This is a genomic window from Shinella agrisoli (assembly GCF_046557955.1).
Lineage (GTDB): Bacteria > Pseudomonadota > Alphaproteobacteria > Rhizobiales > Rhizobiaceae > Shinella.
Genome location: NZ_JBJIEP010000019.1, coordinates 38518 through 57790, shown reverse-complemented (window position 1 = coordinate 57790; position 19273 = coordinate 38518). Strand labels below are relative to the sequence as shown.

The window sequence follows — 19273 nt, the reverse complement described above, 5'->3', positions numbered from 1 at the left end:
TGCTTTCGGTTCAGGTCAGCGTCATGTCGGCGCTGGCGTCGTCGGGAAGAAGGATGAGATCGGCGGGCGAAAAGGCGATGTCCACGACATCGCCGATCGAGAAATCGGGCACGCCGAGCGGGCTTCGCACGACGGCGACCGTGCCGTCCGTCAGCCGCACCTCGTATTTCGAGCCGGAGCCGAGATAGATCGCCTCCGAAACCGTGCCGGACAGGCGGTTCTCGCCGGTGACGGCGTCGGCTCCGGGGCGTTTCAGCCCCACGCGCTCGGGCCGGAGCAGGATGACGGGCCGGGCGTCGCCCGGAAGGCGGCCATGCGCGACGACCTTCTGGTCGCCTATGGTCATCACCGTGTCGCCGCCCGAAACGTCGGCCGTGCCGCGCAGCACCGTGGATTCGCCGATGAAGCGGCCGACGAAGAGCGTCGCCGGATGGTCGTAGAGCTCGCGGCCTGTGCCGATCTGCTCGATGCGGCCGCCGTTGAAGACGGCGATGCGGTCGGAGAGCACCAGCGCCTCCTCCTGGTCGTGCGTGACGTAGACGAAGGTGGTGCCGAGCTCGCGGTGGATGCGCTTGATCTCCAGTTGCAGCCATTCGCGCAGCTTCTTGTCGAGCGCGCCGAGCGGCTCGTCCATCAGGAGAAGCGGCGGATCGAAGACCAGCGCCCGGGCGAGCGCCACGCGCTGCTGCTGGCCGCCGGAAAGCTCGCTCGGATAGCGGTGGGCGAAATCGGCCATCTTCACCATGTCGAGGGCGCGCCTGACGCGGCGCTCGCGCTCCTCGCCCCGGATGGCCCGCAGCGTCAGCGGATAGGCGACGTTCTTTCCCACCGTCATGTGCGGGAAGAGGGCGTAGTGCTGGAAGACGACGCCGATATTGCGCTTGTGCGAGGGCAGGCCCGTGACGCTCCTGCCGCCGATCTCCAGCGAACCGGAACTGATGTCGGTGAAACCGGCGATGAGGTTCAGCGTCGTCGTCTTGCCGGAGCCGGAAGGGCCGAGCAGCGTCATGAACTCACCGGGGCGGATGTGGAGGTCGATGTCGTTGAGGGCCGCGAAGGCGCCGTAGCGCTTGGAAGCCTTGCGGATCTCGATCGCCGCGCCGGCGGAGCGTTGGGGTGCGGTCATGGGTCAGGTCCTTCCGCGGCGCATGCCGAAGAGCAGGCCGGCGATGATGATGAGCGAGGTCGCCAGGAACAGCAGCGTGCCGACGGCGGCGACGGTCGGGTCGGCATCGCGCGTGATCGACGTGTAGATCTGCACCGGCAGGGTCTTCAGGTAGGGGCTGGTGATGAACAGCGCGACGATGATCTCGTCGAAAGAGGTGATGAAGGCGAAGAGCGCGCCGGAAAGGATGCCGGGCAGGATCAAGGGCAGCGTCACGGTGCGGAACACCGTCAGCCGTCCCGCCCCGAGGCTGGCGGCCGCCGTCTCAAGCCGGCGGTCGAAGACTTCGAGGCTCGCCTGCACCGCGATCAGCACGAAGGGGATGGCGAGCATCGTGTGCGCCAGCACGAAGCCGGTGACGGCGCCGACGAGATGCGTGTCGAGATAGACGGCGTAGATGCCGATCGCCAGCACCACGCCCGGCACGACCATCGGCGTGATCAGCAGGCCGCGGATCAGCCCGCCGGTGCTTGCCGCCGCGCGGGTGACGCCGAAGGCGGCGAGCGTGCCGAACACGGTCGCCGCCACCGCGACGATGAGCGCGATGATCAGCGAGTTGGTGAAGCTCGTCGTCCAGTCCGGGTTGGTGAAGAAGTTGCCGTACCATTGCCAGGAGAAGCCGACCGGCGGGAAGGCGAGCGACTTGTTGCCGTTGAACGACATGGGGATCACCACCAGTGTCGGCGCGAGCAGCAGCACGGCGACCAGCAGGCAGAAGAGGCCGAGGAGGACGCGCGGGAAGGAGGGCATCGGTTCAGGCCTCCCTGCGCGTTCGGGTGTGCTTCTGGCGCATCAGCGGGGCGGCGATGGCGAGCAGCACGAAGGTGGCGACGAGGAGGACCACGCCCATCGCGCCGCCGCGTCCCCAGTTGAGCAGGCTCAGCACCTGGTTCTGCACCAGCGAGGACAGCATGGTCGAGCGCGGGCCGCCGAGGAGCGCCGGCGTGATGTAGAAGCCGAGCGAGAGGATGAAGACGATGATGACGCCGGCATAGACGCCCGGCAGCGAGAGCGGCACGTAGATCTGCAGGAAGGCGCGCCAGGGCTTTGCGCCGAGGCTGCGGGCGGCCTGCAGGAGGCGCGTGTCGATGCCGCGCATCACCGAGTAGATCGGCAGGATCATGAAGGGCAGCAGCACCTGCGTCATGCCGATGATGACGCCGGGCAGCGTGCGGATCAGTTTCACCGGCGAGAGGCCGAGGCCGCGCAGGAACGAGTTGATGACGCCGGAATCCTGCAGGAGGATCACCCAGGCGAGCGTGCGCACCACGCCGCTCAGCCAGAAGGGCACGAGCACGCACAGGATGAGCGCGAGCCTGACGTTCCGGCCGACGATGGTCATGGCGTAGGCGTAGGGATAGGCGCAGACGAGGGAGACGAGCGTCACCCAGGCGGCGACCACGAAGGTCCTTTGCAGCACCGTCCTGTTGACGGCGGACTGGAAGAACCAGACGTAGTTGCCGATGCCGGGCGCGGGATCCGTGAAGGAGCGCCAGACGACGATCGCAAGCGGATAGGCGAGCGCGACGAGCAGCACCAGGACGGCGGGCGCTGCAAGCCACGCCGCGCCGCGGGGGCGGAATCGCGAAAGGAAGGCTGGCCGTTCGGAGCCGGCATCGAGGCCGGTCCGCGGGCCCTGGTCGGGCGTGGCGTTCAAGGACATCTCCCGTGTTTCAGGCAAGCCCGGCCGGGGCCGGGCTCGCGGACCTTCGGGGGCTCAGTTGCCGGAAAGAAGGGCGGACCATTTCTCGCCGGCAAGGTCGAAGTTCTTCACCCAGAACGGAATGTTCTGCTGGTAGCCCTGGGCGATGCGTTCCGGCGTCGAGGTGAGGAAGGCGGCCGTCGCCTCGTCCACCTTCGGCTTGGCGTCCATGTGGATCGGCGTGTAGGAGGTCTTTTCCGTCAGGATCTCCTGCGAGCGCTGGCCGAGATAGGCATTGATCAGCGCATAGGCGGCGTCCGTGTCCTTGACGCCGACCGGGATGGTCATCTGGTCCATGACGACGAGCCAGTCCTGCCAGACGGGCGTGTAATCGGCGCCGTTCTTCACGGCGGTCATGGCGCGGCCGGTCCACATCATGATCATGTCGGCCTCGCCGGATTCGGCAAGCTGCTGGGATTCGGCGCCTGTCTTCCAGTAGATCGTGTCGGGGCCGAGGTCGCGCAGCTTCTGGATGGCCTTCTCGATGTCGTCCGGCGTCATCGCCTTCGGATCGCCGCCGGCCGCCTTGAAGGCCTGCTCGAGCAGGCCGCCGGTCGGATCGCCGCTGCCGTCGATGGCGCGGATGCCGGGGAACGTCTCCGTGTCGAAGAAATCCAGCCAGCTCTTCGGCGGATTGTCCTTGTAGGTCTCGTTCTTGTACATGAGGACGACGCCGTAGTTCATCGCCGGGACCGAGCACTCGCCGACCTGGCCGGGCGGGATCTTCGAGACGTCGAGCTTGGAGAAGTCGAGCTTCTGGAACAGCGTGCCGCAATGGACGTAGGGCGGCAGGTCCGCGGTGTCGACCACGTCCCAGGTGACGTTGCCGGCATCCACCTGGGCCTTGAGCTTGGCGATTTCCGTCGGGCCGTCGTTGAGCAGCGTCACGCCGGACTTTTCCACGAATTCCTGAAGGGCGGCGACCTGGCCGTCCTGGTAGATGCCGCCGTAGGAGACGAAGGTCAGCGTCTTGCCCTTGAGCGAGCCTTCCTTCACCTCGCCGGCGACCGGCTTTTCCTGCGCAAGCACCGGCAAGGCCAGGGCGCACGTCATCGTCAGGGCAAAAGCCCTCGCAAGTTTTCTCATCCTTGTTACTCCCAGTAGCGCTCGCCTCAGTTGTTCCCGCCGCGGCTACGAGCCGGGCCGTGGCAGGTATTTGTCGAGGTCGTCCGCGACGCTGGTGGGCGGCGCGATCATCCACAGGACTTCGGCCGGTTCCGTGCCGGTGTTGACGGTCTTGTGCGGAACCGAGGTCGGATATTCGATGCTGTCGCCGGCCGACAGCACATGGCGTTCCTCGCCGAGGGTGAGTTCGACCTCGCCCCGGATCACGAAGAAGAGCTCGTGCGAATCCCCGTGGCTGTAGGGCTTGTCGCCCGTCGAGCCGCCGGGATCGAATTCGCCGATATAGACTTCCATGTCGCGGATCGGCCGCCGCGACAGGAGCATCTTGCGGTAGCCCTCGGCCGGCGGCAGCGCCGGGCGCTCGGCCTTGCGCAGGACGCGGCCGACGGGCGGGGACGCATCGTCGAAAAGGTCCGTCAGGCTGATGCCGAGCGCGCCGGCGATACGCATCAGCGTGCTGATGTTGACCCCGCTGAGGCCGCGCTCGAGCTGGCTCAGGAAGCTTGCCGTCGTGCCCGTGGCCTCGCCGAGCGCGCGCAGCGACATGCGGCGTGCCAAGCGGAAAGCCTTGACCTTCTCGCCGACGGCCCCCTGTTTCGCTGTCGCAGCCACGAAATCGTCCATGGGTCACTCCTCACTTAACAACATATTAAGTGGCGGGCGGATTAGCAACCGCGAAATCGGGCTGCCGCGTATTTTTTGTCCTTGCCGCTATGATCGGCGGAGCGCCGCGCCCGCCCGCTTCGTCAATAGGAGTTTCCTATCAAGCCATTCGAACCGTCCCCTTGATCAATCCTGACGAATGGCAAATACATGACTTATGGACACTCCTTTTATCGGTAAGAAATCCTCCGCGGCCGGCGGCTGGGGAGCGTTGAAGAGTTGCGGCAAGCGCCTCCTGGAGAGCGGCATGCCGCTCTCCGGCGCGCGCACCCTGCTGAAGGCCAACCAGCCGGACGGCTTCGATTGCCCGGGCTGCGCCTGGGGCGATCCCGAGCACGGCTCCTCCTTCGAATTCTGCGAGAACGGCGTGAAGGCCGTCGCCTGGGAATCGACGGAAAAGCGTGCGTCCCCCGCCTTCTTCGCCGCGCACACGGTCTCCGAGCTGCGCCGCCTGTCGGACTACGAGCTCGAGCTCCACGGCCGCCTGACGCATCCGATGCGCTATGACGCGGCGAGCGACAAGTACCTGCCGGTCGCCTGGGAGGACGCCTTCGCGGAAATCGGCGCCATCCTGAGGAGTCTCGGCGATCCCGACCGCGCCGAATTCTACACCTCCGGCCGCGCCAGCAACGAGGCGGCCTATCTCTACCAGCTCTTCGTGCGCATCTACGGCACGAACAATTTTCCCGACTGCTCGAACATGTGCCACGAGGCGAGCGGCGTGGGGCTGCGCCAGGCGATCGGCGTCGGCAAGGGCACCGTCCTGCTTGAGGATTTCGAGAAGGCGGACGCGATCTTCGTGATCGGCCAGAATCCCGGCACCAACCATCCGCGCATGCTCGGAGACCTGCGCCGGGCGGCCATGCGCGGCGCGCGCATCGTCGTCTTCAATCCCGTCCGCGAGCGGGGCCTCGAACGCTTCTCCGATCCGCAGGACAAGATCGAGATGCTGCGGGGCGGATCGAAGGAGATCGCCAGCCACTATTTCCAGCCGCAGCTCGGCGGCGACATGGCGGCCGTGCGCGGCATGGCGAAGGCCGTGCTCGCGGCCGAGGATGCGGCTGTGGCGGCCGGCCTTCCCTCCGTGCTCGACCATGCCTTCTTGGCGGAGCATTGCGCGGGTTTTGCCGACTACCGCGCCGCCGTCGAGGCGACGGGCTGGGCGCAGATCGAGGACCAGTCCGGCCTGACACGGACCGAGATCGAGCAGGCGGCCGAGGTCTACATGAAGGCCGAGCGCGTCATCTGCACCTGGGCGATGGGCATCACGCAGCATGTCCATTCCGTCGCGACGATCCGCGAGATCACCAATTTCATGTTCCTGCGCGGCAATGTCGGCAGGCCGGGCGCCGGCCTCTGCCCGGTACGCGGCCATTCCAACGTGCAGGGCGACCGCACCGTGGGCATCAACGAGAAGCCGCCTGCCGCCTTCCTCGACGCGCTGGAGAGGCATTTCGGCTTTACCGTGCCGCGCAAGCACGGCCATAACGTGCTCTCGGCGATCGGCGCCATGCTGGACGGCTCGGCGCAGGCCTTCATCGGCCTCGGCGGCAACTTCGCCCGCGCGACGCCGGACAGCGCCCTCGTGGAAAAGGCGCTCGCCGGCCTCAGGCTGACGGTGAACATCGCCACGAAGCCCAACCATTCGCATCTGATGCCGGGCGAAGTCTCCTTCATCCTGCCCTGCCTCGGCCGCACGGAAATGGACCTCAACTCGGCGGGCAATTCGCAGCTCGTCAGCGTCGAGGATTCGATGAGCATGGTGCACGGCTCGGCGGGCATCAACCGGCCGGCCTCGCCGCACCTGCTGTCGGAGGTGGCGATCATAGCCGGCATCGCCGAGGCGACGGTCGGCAACGGCATCGTCGACTGGGCCGCGCTCGCCGACGACTACGACCGCATCCGCGACCACATCGAGGCGACCATCCCGGGCTTCGAGGACTTCAACAGGCGCCTGCGCAAGCCGCGGGGCTTCCATCTGCGCAACGCCGCCGCCAACCGCGAGTGGAACACGCCCGCCGGCAAGGCGACCTTCTTCTCCGGCCCGCTGCCGGAGGAGACCGTGCACCAGCGGGCGAAGAAAGGCGAGGGGCGCTTCGCCCTCCAGACCTTCCGCTCGCACGACCAGTACAACACCACGGTCTACGGCCTCGACGACCGCTATCGCGGCGTCTATGGCGAGCGGCAGGTCATCTTCATCCACCCCGAGGACCTGAAGGCCATGGGGGCCGCGGCGGGCGACCGGGTGGATGTCATCAGCGATCACGACGACGGGATCGAGCGCGTTGCGGCGGACTTCCGTTTCGTGCCCTACGACATCCCCCGCGGCAGCATCGCGGGGTACTATCCGGAGCTGAACGTGGTCGTGCCGCTCGCAAGCGCAGGCGCCGAAAGCGATACGCCGACCTCGAAATCGATCATGGTGACCTTCCGCAGGCGCGAGGCCGCGTGAGCGGAGAGGCGCCCGATGCCGAGCGCTTCCTGGCGCTCGCCGCCCGGCTGCGGGAGGAGGATTCGCAATTGAGCCCGATCGGGGCGGGACTGCTTGCCGCCGCCCATATGGGCATCGCGCATGACAGCCGCACCTTCGCCCGCCTTCTCGGCCTTGCCCATGCGCTGGTGCTGCGGGAACTGGCCGCGCTCGCCGGGCGGGGCGACCTGCTGCACATCGAAAAGCGCGACGGACGGACGATGCGCACCCACTACGCCCTGGGAGACGGCGTGAAGCGCTACGCGGCGCTGTTGGCCTGAAAGCGGACGCGGCCTTGCCTCAATGCTGGTCGAGCACCCGCGTCAGGGTGAGGGCGGCGATGGTGCAGATCGCGCCGGAAATCAGGTAGCCGCCGATGAAGATGATGCCGAAGCTCGAGGCAAGGCCGAGCGCCACGAGCGGCGCGAAGGCCGCGCCCACGAGCCAGGCGAGGTCGGAGGTGAGCGCCGCGCCGGTATAGCGGTAGGCCTGCGTGAAGCGCGAGGAGACGGCGCCGGAGGACTGGCCGAAGGTGAGGCCGAGGATGAAGAAGCCGATCAGGATATAGGCATCCTGGCCCTTGCCGCCCGCGTCGAGCAGGAAGGGGGCCGAGAACGAGAAGATCGCGATCAGGATCGCGCCGAACATCAGCTGGTTGCGCCGGCCGATCCGGTCGGCGATGACGCCGGAAAGCACGATGCCGACCGCGCCGACCGCCGCGCCCGCCACCTGCACCCAGAGGAATTCCGCCGCCGACTGGCCGCCGTTGAGCGTCACCCAGCTGAGCGGGAAGATGGTCACGAGGTGGAACATCGCGAAGCTCGCGAGCGGCACGAAGGCGCCGAGGACCACGTCCATGCTGTGCTTGCTCAGCATCTCGAAGACCGGCCGGGCCTGGAGCTCCTGCGCGTCCATCGCGGCGCCGAATTCCTTGCTGGCGACGATGCGCAGGCGCGCGAAGAGCGCCACCACGTTGATGGCGAATGCCACGAAGAAGGGATAGCGCCAGCCCCAGGCGAGGAAATCCTCCTCGGAAAGGTTGCTGACGAAATAGCCGAAGAGAATGCTCGCGAGCGCGAAGCCGATCGGCGCGCCGAGCTGCGGGATCATCGCATACCAGCCGCGGTGGTTCGCCGGCGCGCTGAGGTTCAGCAGCGAGGCGAGGCCGTCCCAGGCCCCGCCGAGGGCAAAACCCTGGCCGAGCCGGAAGAGCGCGAGCAGGGCCACCGCCCAGTATCCGATCGTCTCGTAGCCCGGCAGGAAGGCGATCGATGCCGTCGAGCCGCCGAGGATCACCAGCGCGATCGTGAGCTTCGTGCCGCGGCCGTATTGGCGGTCGATCCACATGAAGACGAAGGAGCCGACCGGGCGGGCGAGGAAGGCGAGCGGGAACAGCGCGAAGGACATCAGCGTCGCGGCCACCGGACTGGGCGCGAAGGGGAAGATCAGCTTCGGGAAGACGAGGATGGAGCCGAGGCCGTAGACGAAGAAGTCGAAGAACTCCGACGTCCGGCCGATCACCACGCCGATGGCGACGCTGCCCGGGGAGAGCGGCTTGTCGTCCTCGTGCATGCGGCGGGCATCGCGTTCGAGACCGGACGATGTGGGGTTGATGGCCGAGCTCATGAACTCCTCCGCGCAGATTTGCGTCCTGTCGTTAGAATGTTGATCAATCCGCGCCCGATATCAAGGACAAGCGTTTCTGTCCGGAAGGGCGCGGGAAATTGACAACATGCATTTCTATTGCGCTAGTACAAACGCGCATCGACAGAAAGCCCCTAATTGACTACCGTACTGCGACAGAATGCTGCGCTGCGACGATGGACCTCATTCCCAAGCAAGTCCGTGCCCGATTATTGCCGACTAGACAGAACGCAAGTTGAGGCCGAAATGCCGAAGCAATTCAGTTTAGCCCGACGCTCCATCATTTCCGCCCTGATGCTTTTCACTTTGACGGGTTGCGATATGGTCGTCATGTCCCCGTCCGGTGATATTGCGGCGCAGCAAAGGGACCTGATCGTCATTTCGACGATCCTGATGCTGATCAACATCGTGCCCGTGATCTGCCTGACGCTCTTTTTCGCCTGGCGGTACCGCCAGTCGAACACGGCGGCCAAGTACGACCCGGAATGGCACCATTCCACCGGCCTCGAAGTCATCATCTGGTCGGCGCCGCTCGCCATCATCATCGCGCTCGGCGCCATCACCTGGGTCAGCACGCACAAGCTCGATCCCTACCGGCCGCTCGACCGGATCGACGCCGCGCGGCCCGTCACCGGGCAGACGAAGCCGATCACCGTCGAGGTCGTGGCGCTCGACTGGAAATGGCTGTTCTTCTATCCGGACTACGGCATCGCCACGGTCAACGAGATGGCCGCACCCGTCGACGTGCCGATCAACTTCAAGATCACCGCGTCCTCGGTGATGAACTCCTTCTATGTCCCCGCGCTCGCCGGCATGATCTACGCCATGCCCGGCATGGAGACGAAGCTTCACGCCGTCATCAACAGGGCGGGCGAATACGAGGGCCTGTCGTCCAACTACAGCGGCGACGGCTTTTCCCACATGCGCTTCAAGTTCCACGGGCTGGACCAAGCCGGTTTCGACCAGTGGGTCGCCCGCGTGAAGCAGAACGGCACGATGCTCAACCGCGACGCCTATCTGAAGCTCGAGAAGCCGAGCATCAAGGAGCCCGTCCGCTACTACGCTTCCGTCGATGACGGGCTCTACGACGCCGTGCTCAACATGTGCGTGCGCGCCGGCCAGATGTGCATGAAGGACATGATGCATATCGACATGATGGGCGGCGCGGGCGTCGAGAGCCATGAGAACAAGGCGAAGCTGGAGCACGACAACCGCCATGCGGTGTCGGCGGGCGGGGAGGCCGCGCCGGGCGCCACCTTCCCGGAAACCGGCAATCCCGCGCGCAGCGAGGAGCCGGCCGAAGGCGTCGAGGAGCGGCAGGAGGAGCCGGCCACGATGAACCACGACGCGCATCAGTCGCACTAGCACTTAAATCGTGCCCGCCGGCTGCGGCGGGGGCGCAAGGCCCTGGAAGAGCGGGCCGCATTCGAGAACGGTATTGGACGATCCCATGTTCGGTGACATCAGCCTCACGCAATTCCTCTTCGGGCGGCTTTCCTGGGAGGCGATCCCCTACCACGAGCCCATCCTCGTCGTGACCTTCGCCGTCGTGGCGCTGGGCGGCATCGCGCTGCTGGCGCTGATCACGAAGTTCAGGCTCTGGGGCTATCTCTGGAACGAGTGGTTCACGAGCGTCGATCACAAGAAGATCGGCATCATGTACATCATCCTGGCGATCATCATGCTGCTGCGCGGCTTTGCCGACGCCATCATGATGCGCATCCAGCAGGCGATCGCCTTCAACGGCAACGAGGGCTACCTCAACGCCCATCACTACGACCAGATCTTCACCGCCCATGGCGTGATCATGATCTTCTTCGTGGCGATGCCCTTCGTCACCGGCTTCATGAACTATGTCGTGCCGCTGCAGATCGGCGCGCGCGACGTCTCCTTCCCCTTCCTCAACAACTTCTCCTTCTGGATGACGACGGCCGGCGCGATCATCATCATGATCTCGCTCTTCATCGGCGAGTTCGCGCGCACCGGCTGGCTCGCCTATCCGCCGCTCTCGGGCGTCGACTACAGTCCGGGCGTCGGCGTCGACTATTACATATGGGGCCTGCAGGTGGCGGGCGTCGGCACGACGCTGTCGGGCATCAACCTCATCGCGACCATCGTGAAGATGCGCGCGCCGGGCATGACCTTCATGAAGATGCCGGTCTTCACCTGGACCTCGCTCTGCACCAACATCCTGATCGTCGCGACCTTCCCGATCCTGACGGCCACGCTCGCGCTGCTGTCGCTCGACCGCTATGTCGGCACGAACTTCTTCACGAACGACCTCGGCGGCAATCCGATGATGTACATCAACCTCATCTGGATCTGGGGCCATCCGGAGGTCTACATCCTCGTGCTGCCGGCCTTCGGCATCTTCTCCGAGGTGGTGGCGACCTTCTGCGGCAAGCGCCTGTTCGGCTATACCTCGATGGTCTACGCGACCTGCGTGATCATGATCCTCTCCTACATCGTCTGGCTGCACCACTTCTTCACGATGGGCTCGGGCGCCTCGGTCAACGCCTTCTTCGGCATCACGACCATGATCATCTCGATCCCGACGGGCGCGAAGATGTTCAACTGGCTCTTCACCATGTATCGCGGCCGCATCCGCTACGAGGTGCCGATGCTGTGGACGGTCGGCTTCATGGTGACCTTCGTCATCGGCGGCATGACGGGCGTGATGCTCGCCATCCCGCCGGCCGACTTCGTGCTGCACAACTCGCTGTTCCTCATCGCCCACTTCCACAACGTCATCATCGGCGGCGTGCTGTTCGGGCTGATGGCCGGCCTCGTCTACTGGTGGCCGAAGGCCTTCGGCTACAAGCTCGATCCGTTCTGGGGGAAGATGAGCTTCTGGTTCTGGCAGATCGGCTTCTTCTTCGCCTTCATGCCGCTCTATGTGCTCGGCCTGATGGGCGTCACCCGCCGCGTCAGCCAGTTCGAGGACCCCTCGCTGCAGATATGGTTCGTGATCGCCGCCTTCGGCGCCTTCCTGATCGCGCTCGGCATCGCCTCCTTCATCATCCAGCTCGTCGTCAGCTTCCTCAGGCGCGACCGGCTCCGCGAGACGACGGGCGACGCCTGGGACGGGCGCACGCTCGAATGGTCGACCTCCTCGCCGCCGCCGGACTACAACTTCGCCTTCACGCCGGTCGTGCACGACCACGACAGCTGGTACGACATGAAGAACCGCGGCTACGAGCGCCCGCTCGGCGGCTTCAAGCCGATCCACATGCCGAAGAACACCGGCACGGGCGTCATCCTCGCCGCGATCAGCGTCGTGCTCGCCTTCGCGCTGATCTGGTACATCTGGTGGCTGGCGATCGTCTCCTTCGTCGCCATCGTCGCGGTGTCGATCGCCCATACCTTCAACTACGACCGCGACTACTTCATTCCCGCCGAGACCGTGGCGGCGACGGAAGACGCGCGCACGAAACTGCTTGCAGAACGGACCTGAGCCCATGAGCGCGACCCAAGTCCAGGAAAACGAAAAACCGCAGTTCTACCTGACGGAAGAGCATCATCCGGAAAACAGCACCATGCTGGGCTTCTGGATCTACCTGATGAGCGACTGCCTGATCTTCGCCGTGCTGTTCGCCACGCACGGCGTGCTCGGCCGCAGCTATGCGGCCGGCCCGTCGCCGACCGACCTGTTCGACCTGACGCTCGTCGCCGTCAACACGGCCATGCTGCTCTTCTCCTCCATCACCTACGGCTTCGCGATGCTCCAGATGGAGCGCAACGCCAAGATGGAGACGCTGGTCTGGCTCGGCATCACCGGCGTCTTCGGCGCGGCCTTCCTGGCGCTGGAGCTCTACGAGTTCTACCACCTGATCCTGGAAGGGGCCGGCCCGACGCGTTCGGCGTTCCTTTCCTCCTTCTTCACGCTGGTCGGCACGCATGGCCTGCACGTCACCTTCGGCATCGTCTGGCTGGTCACGCTGATGGTGCAGGTGCACAGGCGCGGCCTGATCCCGGAAAACCGCCGCCGCCTGATGTGCCTGTCGATGTTCTGGCATTTCCTCGACGTCATCTGGATCGGCGTCTTCTCCTTCGTCTATCTGCTGGGAGTTCTCGGATGAGCGCGCACCCCACCCACGAAAGCGCCTCGCAGGCACACCACGCGCACAGCCACGGCCACGAGGCCGGCCACGGCTCCTTCAAGAGCTACATGACCGGCTTCATCCTGTCCGTCATCCTGACGGCGGTCCCCTTCTGGCTGGTCATGGCCGGCGTGCTGGAAAGCAAGCTGCTGACAGCCGTGCTCGTCATGGGAATAGGCGTCGTGCAGATTTTCGTGCACATGGTCTACTTCCTGCACATGAACCCGCGCTCGGAAGGCGGCTGGACGCTGATGGCGCTGATCTTCACGCTCATCATCGTGGGCATCGCGATCGCCGGTTCCCTCTGGGTCATGCATCACCTCAACACCAACATGATGCCGATGACCCACGAGATGATGAAGAACATGCCCTGACGGGGCGGCAGGGCAGAGGGAGTGCGATAGGTTACATGCCGCAGCCCTCCCGCCGTGCGCGCCTTCTCCTCACCGCTTTCCTGCTGTTCCTCCTCGCCGCCTTCCTCACGCTCGGCACCTGGCAGGTGCAGCGGCTCTTCTGGAAGCTCGACCTCATCGAGCGCGTCGAAGGCCGCATCCACGCCGAGCCGGCGCCGGCGCCGGGCCGGGCGGAATGGCCCGCCGTCAGCCGCGAGAAGGACGAGTACCGCCGCGTTACCGCCACCGGCCTCTTCCGGCATGACAAGTCGGCGCTGGTCCAGGCCGTGACCGAGCGCGGCGCGGGCTTCTGGGTCGTGACGCCGCTCGTCCTCGCCGACGGCTCGGCCGTGCTCGTCAACCGCGGCTTCGTGCCCTCCGACCGCAGCTCGCCCGCCGCGCGCGCGGCCGGCGAAATCGCTGCCGGGCCCGTCATGGTCACCGGCCTCCTGCGCATCAGCGAACCGGGCGGCGCGTTCCTGCGCTCCAACGACCCGGCGAACGACCGCTGGTTCTCCCGCGATGTCGCGGCCATCGCCGCGGCGAAGGGCCTGGGCGTCGTCGCGCCCTATTTCATCGATGCGGATGCGACGCCCAATCCGGGCGGCTTGCCGGTCGGCGGCCTTACGGTCGTTGCCTTCCGCAACAGCCACCTCGTCTATGCGCTGACCTGGTACGGGCTTGCGGCGATGAGCGCGGCTGCGGCCTGGCACGTCCACCGCCGCCGGCTGGCCTAGCCGTGATCCCGCAAAAAAGAAGCCCCGCACGAAGCGGGGCAGCGAGCGCCATGGTTTGGCTCCCAATGACGCGGGGAAGCTCGCGGGTTGCGCGAGTGCTATCCAAGTAGGGTTTCGGCCGCGCGCAGGGAAGGTCTGATTCCGCGAATCCGGTACGGTTGTGCAAATAAACTGCACATGCGGCAGCTTTGATCACGCCCATGCCCAGGAAACGGCCGGCGGCCGGGCCGGGGATGGTGCCTACCGGGCCGCCCCGAAGGCCTCGCTGATGGCGGCGTAGACGCGGATCATGGCCTGCGCACCGCCGGCGGCGATGTAGAAATCGCCGGAGGGAAGGTAGACGACCTGCCCCTTTTTCCAGGCCGTCGTCTCGGCGACGAGCGCGTTGTCGAGCGTGATCCTGGCGTTCTGCTCGTTGGAGCCGATCGCCGCGGCGCGGTCGAGCACGATCAGCCAGTCGGGATTCGCCTCCCGGATGAATTCGAACGAAACGGCCTCGCCGTGGGTGGCCGCCTCGACATCATCGACCGCCGGCGGCAGGTCGAGCGAGCGGTGCAGCCAGCCGAAGCGCGAGCCGGAACCGTAGGCCGTCACCTTCGGGCCGTTGGTCATGACGATCAGCGCCTTGCCCTTGCCGGCGACGGCGCTGCGGGCCTTCTCCACGGCGGCGTCCAGCTCCTTTCGCGCGGCCTTGGCCTCGCTTTCCTTGCCGAAGAGGCGGCCGTATGTCGCGATGCGCTCGCGCGCCTGGTCCAGGAGGTCGTCGCCGTTCATCGTCATGTCGATCGTCGGGGCGACCTGCGTGGTCGCGTCCACCTTGGGCGAGGAGCGGCCGCCGAGGATGATGAGATCGGGGGCAAGGGCGCTCAGCGCCTCGAGGTCCGGCTCGAAAATATCGCCGACCGCGACTGCGCCATCCTTCAGGTGGGAGAGTTCCTCGAGGTAGAGATTGGAGGGCAGGCCCGCCGGCTTGACGCCGAGCTTGTCGAGCGTATCGACGGCGGCGATGTCGAAGACCGCCACCGTCTCGACCGGCGTCTCGACCGTTTTGGGGCCTGCCGCCGTCTCGACCTGGATCTCGGCGGCGACGGCACTGCCCGCCGCAAGGAGGGCGGCTGCCAGCGCAAGGGATGTCAAACGGCGCTTCATCGCGGTCTCCGGGCAAAAGGGTTCCGGCGGGAATGCCCCGCCGGGAGCTGGTCTATCAGAACGTTGCGCGCAGCGTCAGCACGAACGAGCGGCCGGGCTGGTAGAGCGGCGTCACGACGCCGAATTCCTGGCCGTAGGTGGCGCGGTCCGCATAGGTCTCGTCGAAGAGGTTCTTCACCTCGGCGCGCAGCGTCAGGTTCTGGTGGCTCGGCGGCTTGTACTCGATGAAGGTGTTGACGACCTCGTAGGCCTTGAACGTGTCCTGGTATTCCGGCGCGATCTCCACGTCGCCGCCGACCGTAAGGCCCCAGTCGGTGAAGGTGTGGGCGGCGGAAATCGTGAAGATCCTGCCCACGGGCGTCGCAAGATAGGTGCCGGTATCGGAATCGGCCGGCCGGCCGTCGATCTGCGTGTCGATGTCCACGTATTTCACACGGACATAGCCGTCGCCCCAGTCATATCCCGCGCCGATCGAGAAGCCTTCGGATTCGACGTGCCGGCGTATGTAGGCGGAGCCGACGGCGTAGCGCGCCGCCCTGGCATTGTCGATGTCGGTCCGGAAGATCGAGCCTTCGAGCGAGAAGCCTTCGTACCTGGCGGCAAGCCCGAGCACGTAGTTGTCGGCGGTCGTGGGCACCGGATCCGGCAGATAGCTCCAGTTCGGGTTCATGATGAAGTTTTCCGCGAGCGGAATGCCGGCCCAGACATGGGAATAGCCGGCCTTTGCCGTCAGGAATTCGGGCACGAGGTCGTACTCGCCCGAGATGTTTCCGCTGAGGCCCGAATTGTCCCACTCCTTCTCGGTGGTGCCCGTGAACCACTGCCGGTCCGCGCGCCCGCCGAAGGAAACGCGTGCCCGTTCGAAGGGCTGCAGGCGCGCCTGGACATAGGCGCCGACATTGCTCGCCTTCTCGACGCCGGGCTCGAAAAGGTCGCCGAGCTCGGCCTCGTCGTTGTAGAAGTCTACGCCGGCCGTCACCGTGCCGATGTCGAAATTGAAGCGGTTCTCGAACTTGCCGTTGAACGTGCTCGTGGTGCCGGTGATCGGATAGCTCGACGGCGTCAGGCCGGGCCTGAGGTATACGGTGGTGCCGACCTCGGTCTGGCCATAGGCGAGCACCAGCTTCGGGTCCCACCAGCCCTCCGGCGTCTCGTCCGTATAGGTAAGGACGGTGTTCGTGCGCTTCAGGTCATAGTCGCGCAGGACCGGTTCGAAGGGCCTTGCGCCCGTGGTGTGGATCATGTTCGCGCGGAAGGGGCGGGCCGCGTCGTCGTTGATCCCTTCGTGGCTGATCTCCACGCGGTCGCCGCTTTCGAACTGGTAGGAGACCTTGCCGATGCCGCTCAGGAAATGCGTGCCGGTGCCCAGCACCTCGCTGCCGTTGCCGGCGGAGAAATTGTCGCCGCGGCCGAGGTTGAAGTAGCCGAGGAACTCCAGTCCGTCCTGCCTGCCGTAACCGGCAATGCCGTTGGTGAAGATGCCGCCGTTGGTGTTGTAGCTGGAATTGAGGAAGCCGCCGAAGCCGTTGCCGTCGAGGAAGTCGGAAACGTCCTTCGTCTCGTACTTGATGGAGCCGGCAAGGGCGCCCGGACCGGCATCGGCGGGCGCCACGCCCTCGTCGACGCTGACGGCCTTCAGCAGCGACGGGTCGATCAGGGTCGTCGCATTGTGATGGAAGACCTTGTTGTTCTGGCGGCTGCCGTCAATGGAGACCGCGAGGTTCGTTTCCTCGATGCCGTGGACATAGACCTTCTGCGACATGGGCAGCGAGGAGCCCACCTTGACGCTCGGCTCTTCGCGGAAGACGTCCTGGATGTTGGCCGGGTTCCTGCGCTCCAGGTCCTCGGCGGTGATGTTGAGCTCGGCGACGTCGCCCTCGCCGGCCTGCTGTCCGTCCACGGTGATGCGCTCGAGCGTCGTCGAGCCGTCCTCGACCGAGCCGGTCACGAGCGGGGAGAGGTGCCTGGCGGTGACGATCGCCGTGCCGTCCGCGGTGATCGAGTGCCGGGTGCCGGTGCCTTCGAGCAGCCGGGCCAGCGCCTCCTGCGGCGTGAAGTCGCCTTTCACCGCCGTCGAGGTGACGCCGCGCGAGGTGGCGGCGGCCAGCGACACCTGGAGGCCGGACTGGCGGCCGAAGGCGTTGAGCGCGCTCGCCAGCGATTGCGCCGGGATATCGAACGGCATGGTGCCGACGCGGGCGGTCCTTTCCTGCTCCTGCGCGGCCGCTGGCCGCAAGGCCGCCTGCGGCAGGCTCAGGACGAGCGCTGCGGCGGTCGAAACCGTCAGCTTCGTGATGAAGACAGCGCGCATGCGCGCCTTGGCGCGCATCGTATTCGATCGATCGTTGTGCGAACGCATTTTACCCCCGGTGCCATACTTCGAGATGCGCTGCCCCCGGCGCGCATTCCCGGTGCAAAGACGACTGCCTCGGGAGGATTTTTCACCTTCGGCGCAAATTTCACGATTTTTCCGAAAATTTTTCGGAAGGCTCAGAAGCGCGAGAGGATGCGGGCATAGGCCGAAACCGAGCGGACCTTGCCGCCATGGGGTGTTACGAGCGCCTTCAGCGCCCGGTCGGGATCGCTGAGGTCGTAGAGGCCCGTCACGCGCTGCCGGCCGAGTGTGCGGTCCGGCACGCTGATCCAGGCGGAGTGATAGCGTTGCAGGCGCGCGACCACGCTGTCGATGGTCACGTCGTTGACGAAGAGCCGGCCGCTCCGCCAGGCGCCGATCTCTTCGAGCGGTACGGTGGTGCGCGTGATCGCCCCCGTCTTGCCGTCCACCGTCGCCATGTCGCCGGGCGCCATTTCGGCAACGCCGCGGCCCGTGCCGTCGCCGGAAATGCCGACCACGCCGCGCGCAAGCTGCACGGTCGTCGCCGCGTCGTCCAGCGCGACGTCGAAGGCGGTGCCGAGCACGACGACGCTGGCATTGCCCGCCTCGACGGTGAACGGGCGCGCCGCATCATGCGCCACGTCGAAGAAGGCCTGGCCGGCGAGGAGCCGCACGCGGCGTCCCTCCGCCGTCAGGTCGACGTCGATGGCGCTGCCGGCGGAGAGATCGACCTCGCTGCCGTCGGCCAGCGTCACCACCCGGCTTTCTCCCGTCCCCGTGCGGAAATCCGCCTGCAGCCAGATCATGAAGGCCGGCGCGGCGAGGAAAAGCACGAGCGCCGCCGCGAGCGCCAGCGCCGCCGCGGCCACCCGGCGCCGCCGCTTCGGCAGCGGCACGACCTCGGCGCTCTCCTGCCGCCATAGATGCGCGTGGCGCGGTTCGACCTCGCCGAGCAGTGCCCAGGTCCTGAGGGCGCTTCGCCAGGCCGCCCGGTTGCGTTCGGACCGGTCGAGCCACGCCTTGAAGTCGGCAGCCGTCTGCTGACACCGGGGCTCGTCCTTCAGCCGCAGAAGCCAGTCCATGGCCTCTTCCAAGGCGTGACGCTTGTCGTTCTCGTCCTGAACCAAGATCTTACCCGTCTTCCGGCTTCCCGTGCCGCGCACAGGGTTCCAGCCGGACATCCAATCCGTTCGTAAATACGATCTGCGGGTAAAAATTTTTCACGGGATCGCCCGCTCACGTTTCGAAATCATCGAGCCGCAGGGCGATCTGCACGAGGGCCGCGCGCACGTGCCGGTGCGCGGTGGCCACCGAAATGCCGAGATGCGCGGCCACGTCCTCGAGCGTATGGCCGCCGAACCGGTGCATCTCGACCGCGATGCGCACGTCCCGGGGAAGGCCGTCCAGCACGTCCCGCACGACCCGGACCTCGTCGCAAACCAGCACTGCCTCCTCCGGCGTCTCGATGGCGCGCGGCACGGACCAGAAGGGCGGCTCGGTATCGCGTTCCCTCATCTCGATCTTCTGCCGCTTGATGAGGTCGAGGCACAGGTTGCGCACGATCCGGTAGAGATAGGCCAGCGTCTGGCCGGCGGACGTGCCGTGCGCGTTGGCCGGCGAGAAACGGATGAAGGCATCCTGGACGATGTCCTCCGCCGCCTCCCGCGAGCCCACGATGCGCGTGGCATAGCGCACGAGGGCCGGGCGGTGCGCGACGTAAAGCATCGAGGTCGCATCACCCTCCTTCACGGCGCGGACGTCCCGTCCGCATCGCGCCTGCAAAACCGTTTC

17 protein-coding genes are annotated in these 19273 nt (G+C 66.2%); 7 read left to right on the top strand and 10 right to left on the bottom strand.

Translation table 11 applies throughout. The annotated features are described in order from the left end of the window. Positions 1 to 10: 10 nt before the first annotated feature. The 5 genes from ACIIOY_RS19540 to ACIIOY_RS19520 form a co-directional block, all read right to left on the bottom strand. Positions 11 to 1126 carry an ABC transporter ATP-binding protein gene (locus tag ACIIOY_RS19540; protein WP_411036346.1) on the bottom strand — a complete coding sequence of 372 codons (1116 nt, stop codon included), beginning with the start codon at positions 1124 to 1126 and terminating at the stop codon, positions 11 to 13. A gap of 3 nt (positions 1127 to 1129) precedes the next feature. Beyond that, positions 1130 to 1915 carry an ABC transporter permease gene (locus tag ACIIOY_RS19535; protein ID WP_411036345.1) on the bottom strand — a complete coding sequence of 262 codons (786 nt, stop codon included), beginning with the start codon at positions 1913 to 1915 and terminating at the stop codon, positions 1130 to 1132. 4 nt (positions 1916 to 1919) lie between these two features. Further along, a complete protein-coding gene (locus tag ACIIOY_RS19530; protein WP_411036389.1) occupies positions 1920 to 2705 on the bottom strand; it encodes an ABC transporter permease in 786 nt (261 codons plus the stop codon). Between the two features lie 177 nt (positions 2706 to 2882). Beyond that, a complete protein-coding gene (locus ACIIOY_RS19525; protein WP_411036344.1) occupies positions 2883 to 3953 on the bottom strand; it encodes an extracellular solute-binding protein in 1071 nt (356 codons plus the stop codon). Between the two features lie 45 nt (positions 3954 to 3998). Then, the gene (locus ACIIOY_RS19520; RefSeq protein ID WP_411036343.1) at positions 3999 to 4616 is read right to left on the bottom strand and encodes a helix-turn-helix domain-containing protein; all 618 of its coding nucleotides are present in this window, start codon (positions 4614 to 4616) and stop codon (positions 3999 to 4001) included. A 196-nt stretch (positions 4617 to 4812) separates the two neighbouring features. On the opposite strand from ACIIOY_RS19520, the gene ACIIOY_RS19515 reads away from it, so the two are divergent. Both ACIIOY_RS19515 and ACIIOY_RS19510 read left to right on the top strand, forming a co-directional pair. Continuing rightward, positions 4813 to 7107 carry an FdhF/YdeP family oxidoreductase gene (locus ACIIOY_RS19515; RefSeq protein WP_411036342.1) on the top strand — a complete coding sequence of 765 codons (2295 nt, stop codon included), beginning with the start codon at positions 4813 to 4815 and terminating at the stop codon, positions 7105 to 7107. After that, on the top strand, positions 7104 to 7406 hold the full coding sequence (locus tag ACIIOY_RS19510) for a hypothetical protein (RefSeq protein WP_411036341.1): 303 nt from the start codon (positions 7104 to 7106) through the stop codon (positions 7404 to 7406). Before ACIIOY_RS19515 ends, ACIIOY_RS19510 begins: the two co-directional genes overlap by 4 nt. A 19-nt stretch (positions 7407 to 7425) precedes the next feature. Here ACIIOY_RS19510 and ACIIOY_RS19505 read toward each other — a convergent pair whose 3' ends face one another. After that, positions 7426 to 8751 (bottom strand): MFS transporter, encoded by a 1326-nt coding sequence (locus tag ACIIOY_RS19505; RefSeq protein WP_411036340.1) that lies wholly within the window; start codon positions 8749 to 8751, stop codon positions 7426 to 7428. A gap of 264 nt (positions 8752 to 9015) precedes the next feature. Here ACIIOY_RS19505 and cyoA point away from each other — a divergent pair, with 264 nt between their 5' ends. The 5 genes from cyoA (at position 9016) to ACIIOY_RS19480 (ending at position 13998) form a co-directional block, all read left to right on the top strand. Further along, positions 9016 to 10134: a ubiquinol oxidase subunit II gene (gene cyoA, locus ACIIOY_RS19500; RefSeq protein WP_411036339.1), complete on the top strand. Its 1119-nt coding sequence runs from the start codon at positions 9016 to 9018 to the stop codon at positions 10132 to 10134. Positions 10135 to 10219: 85 nt separating this feature from the next. Next, positions 10220 to 12223: a cytochrome o ubiquinol oxidase subunit I gene (gene cyoB, locus ACIIOY_RS19495; protein WP_411036338.1), complete on the top strand. Its 2004-nt coding sequence runs from the start codon at positions 10220 to 10222 to the stop codon at positions 12221 to 12223. 4 nt (positions 12224 to 12227) lie between these two features. After that, the gene (cyoC, locus tag ACIIOY_RS19490) at positions 12228 to 12848 is read left to right on the top strand and encodes a cytochrome o ubiquinol oxidase subunit III (protein WP_411036337.1); all 621 of its coding nucleotides are present in this window, start codon (positions 12228 to 12230) and stop codon (positions 12846 to 12848) included. After that, complete coding sequence (gene cyoD / locus ACIIOY_RS19485) at positions 12845 to 13243, top strand: cytochrome o ubiquinol oxidase subunit IV (protein ID WP_411036336.1); 399 nt, start codon at positions 12845 to 12847, stop codon at positions 13241 to 13243. Before cyoC ends, cyoD begins: the two co-directional genes overlap by 4 nt. A gap of 35 nt (positions 13244 to 13278) precedes the next feature. Continuing rightward, complete coding sequence (locus ACIIOY_RS19480) at positions 13279 to 13998, top strand: SURF1 family protein (protein WP_411036335.1); 720 nt, start codon at positions 13279 to 13281, stop codon at positions 13996 to 13998. A 240-nt stretch (positions 13999 to 14238) separates the two neighbouring features. Here the strand turns inward: ACIIOY_RS19480 and ACIIOY_RS19475 are convergent, their stop codons facing one another. From ACIIOY_RS19475 to ACIIOY_RS19460, 4 genes are all read right to left on the bottom strand, one after another. After that, positions 14239 to 15147: a siderophore ABC transporter substrate-binding protein gene (locus tag ACIIOY_RS19475; RefSeq protein ID WP_411036334.1), complete on the bottom strand. Its 909-nt coding sequence runs from the start codon at positions 15145 to 15147 to the stop codon at positions 14239 to 14241. A gap of 55 nt (positions 15148 to 15202) precedes the next feature. Further along, entirely contained in the window at positions 15203 to 17506 is a 2304-nt protein-coding gene (locus ACIIOY_RS19470; RefSeq protein ID WP_411036333.1) for a TonB-dependent receptor, read from the bottom strand. Positions 17507 to 17637: 131 nt separating this feature from the next. After that, positions 17638 to 18564, bottom strand: a complete 927-nt coding sequence (locus ACIIOY_RS19465) for a FecR family protein (protein ID WP_411036332.1) — start codon at positions 18562 to 18564, stop codon at positions 17638 to 17640. A 154-nt stretch (positions 18565 to 18718) separates the two neighbouring features. Beyond that, the gene (locus ACIIOY_RS19460) at positions 18719 to 19231 is read right to left on the bottom strand and encodes an RNA polymerase sigma factor (RefSeq protein ID WP_411036331.1); all 513 of its coding nucleotides are present in this window, start codon (positions 19229 to 19231) and stop codon (positions 18719 to 18721) included. Positions 19232 to 19273 lie beyond the last annotated feature (42 nt).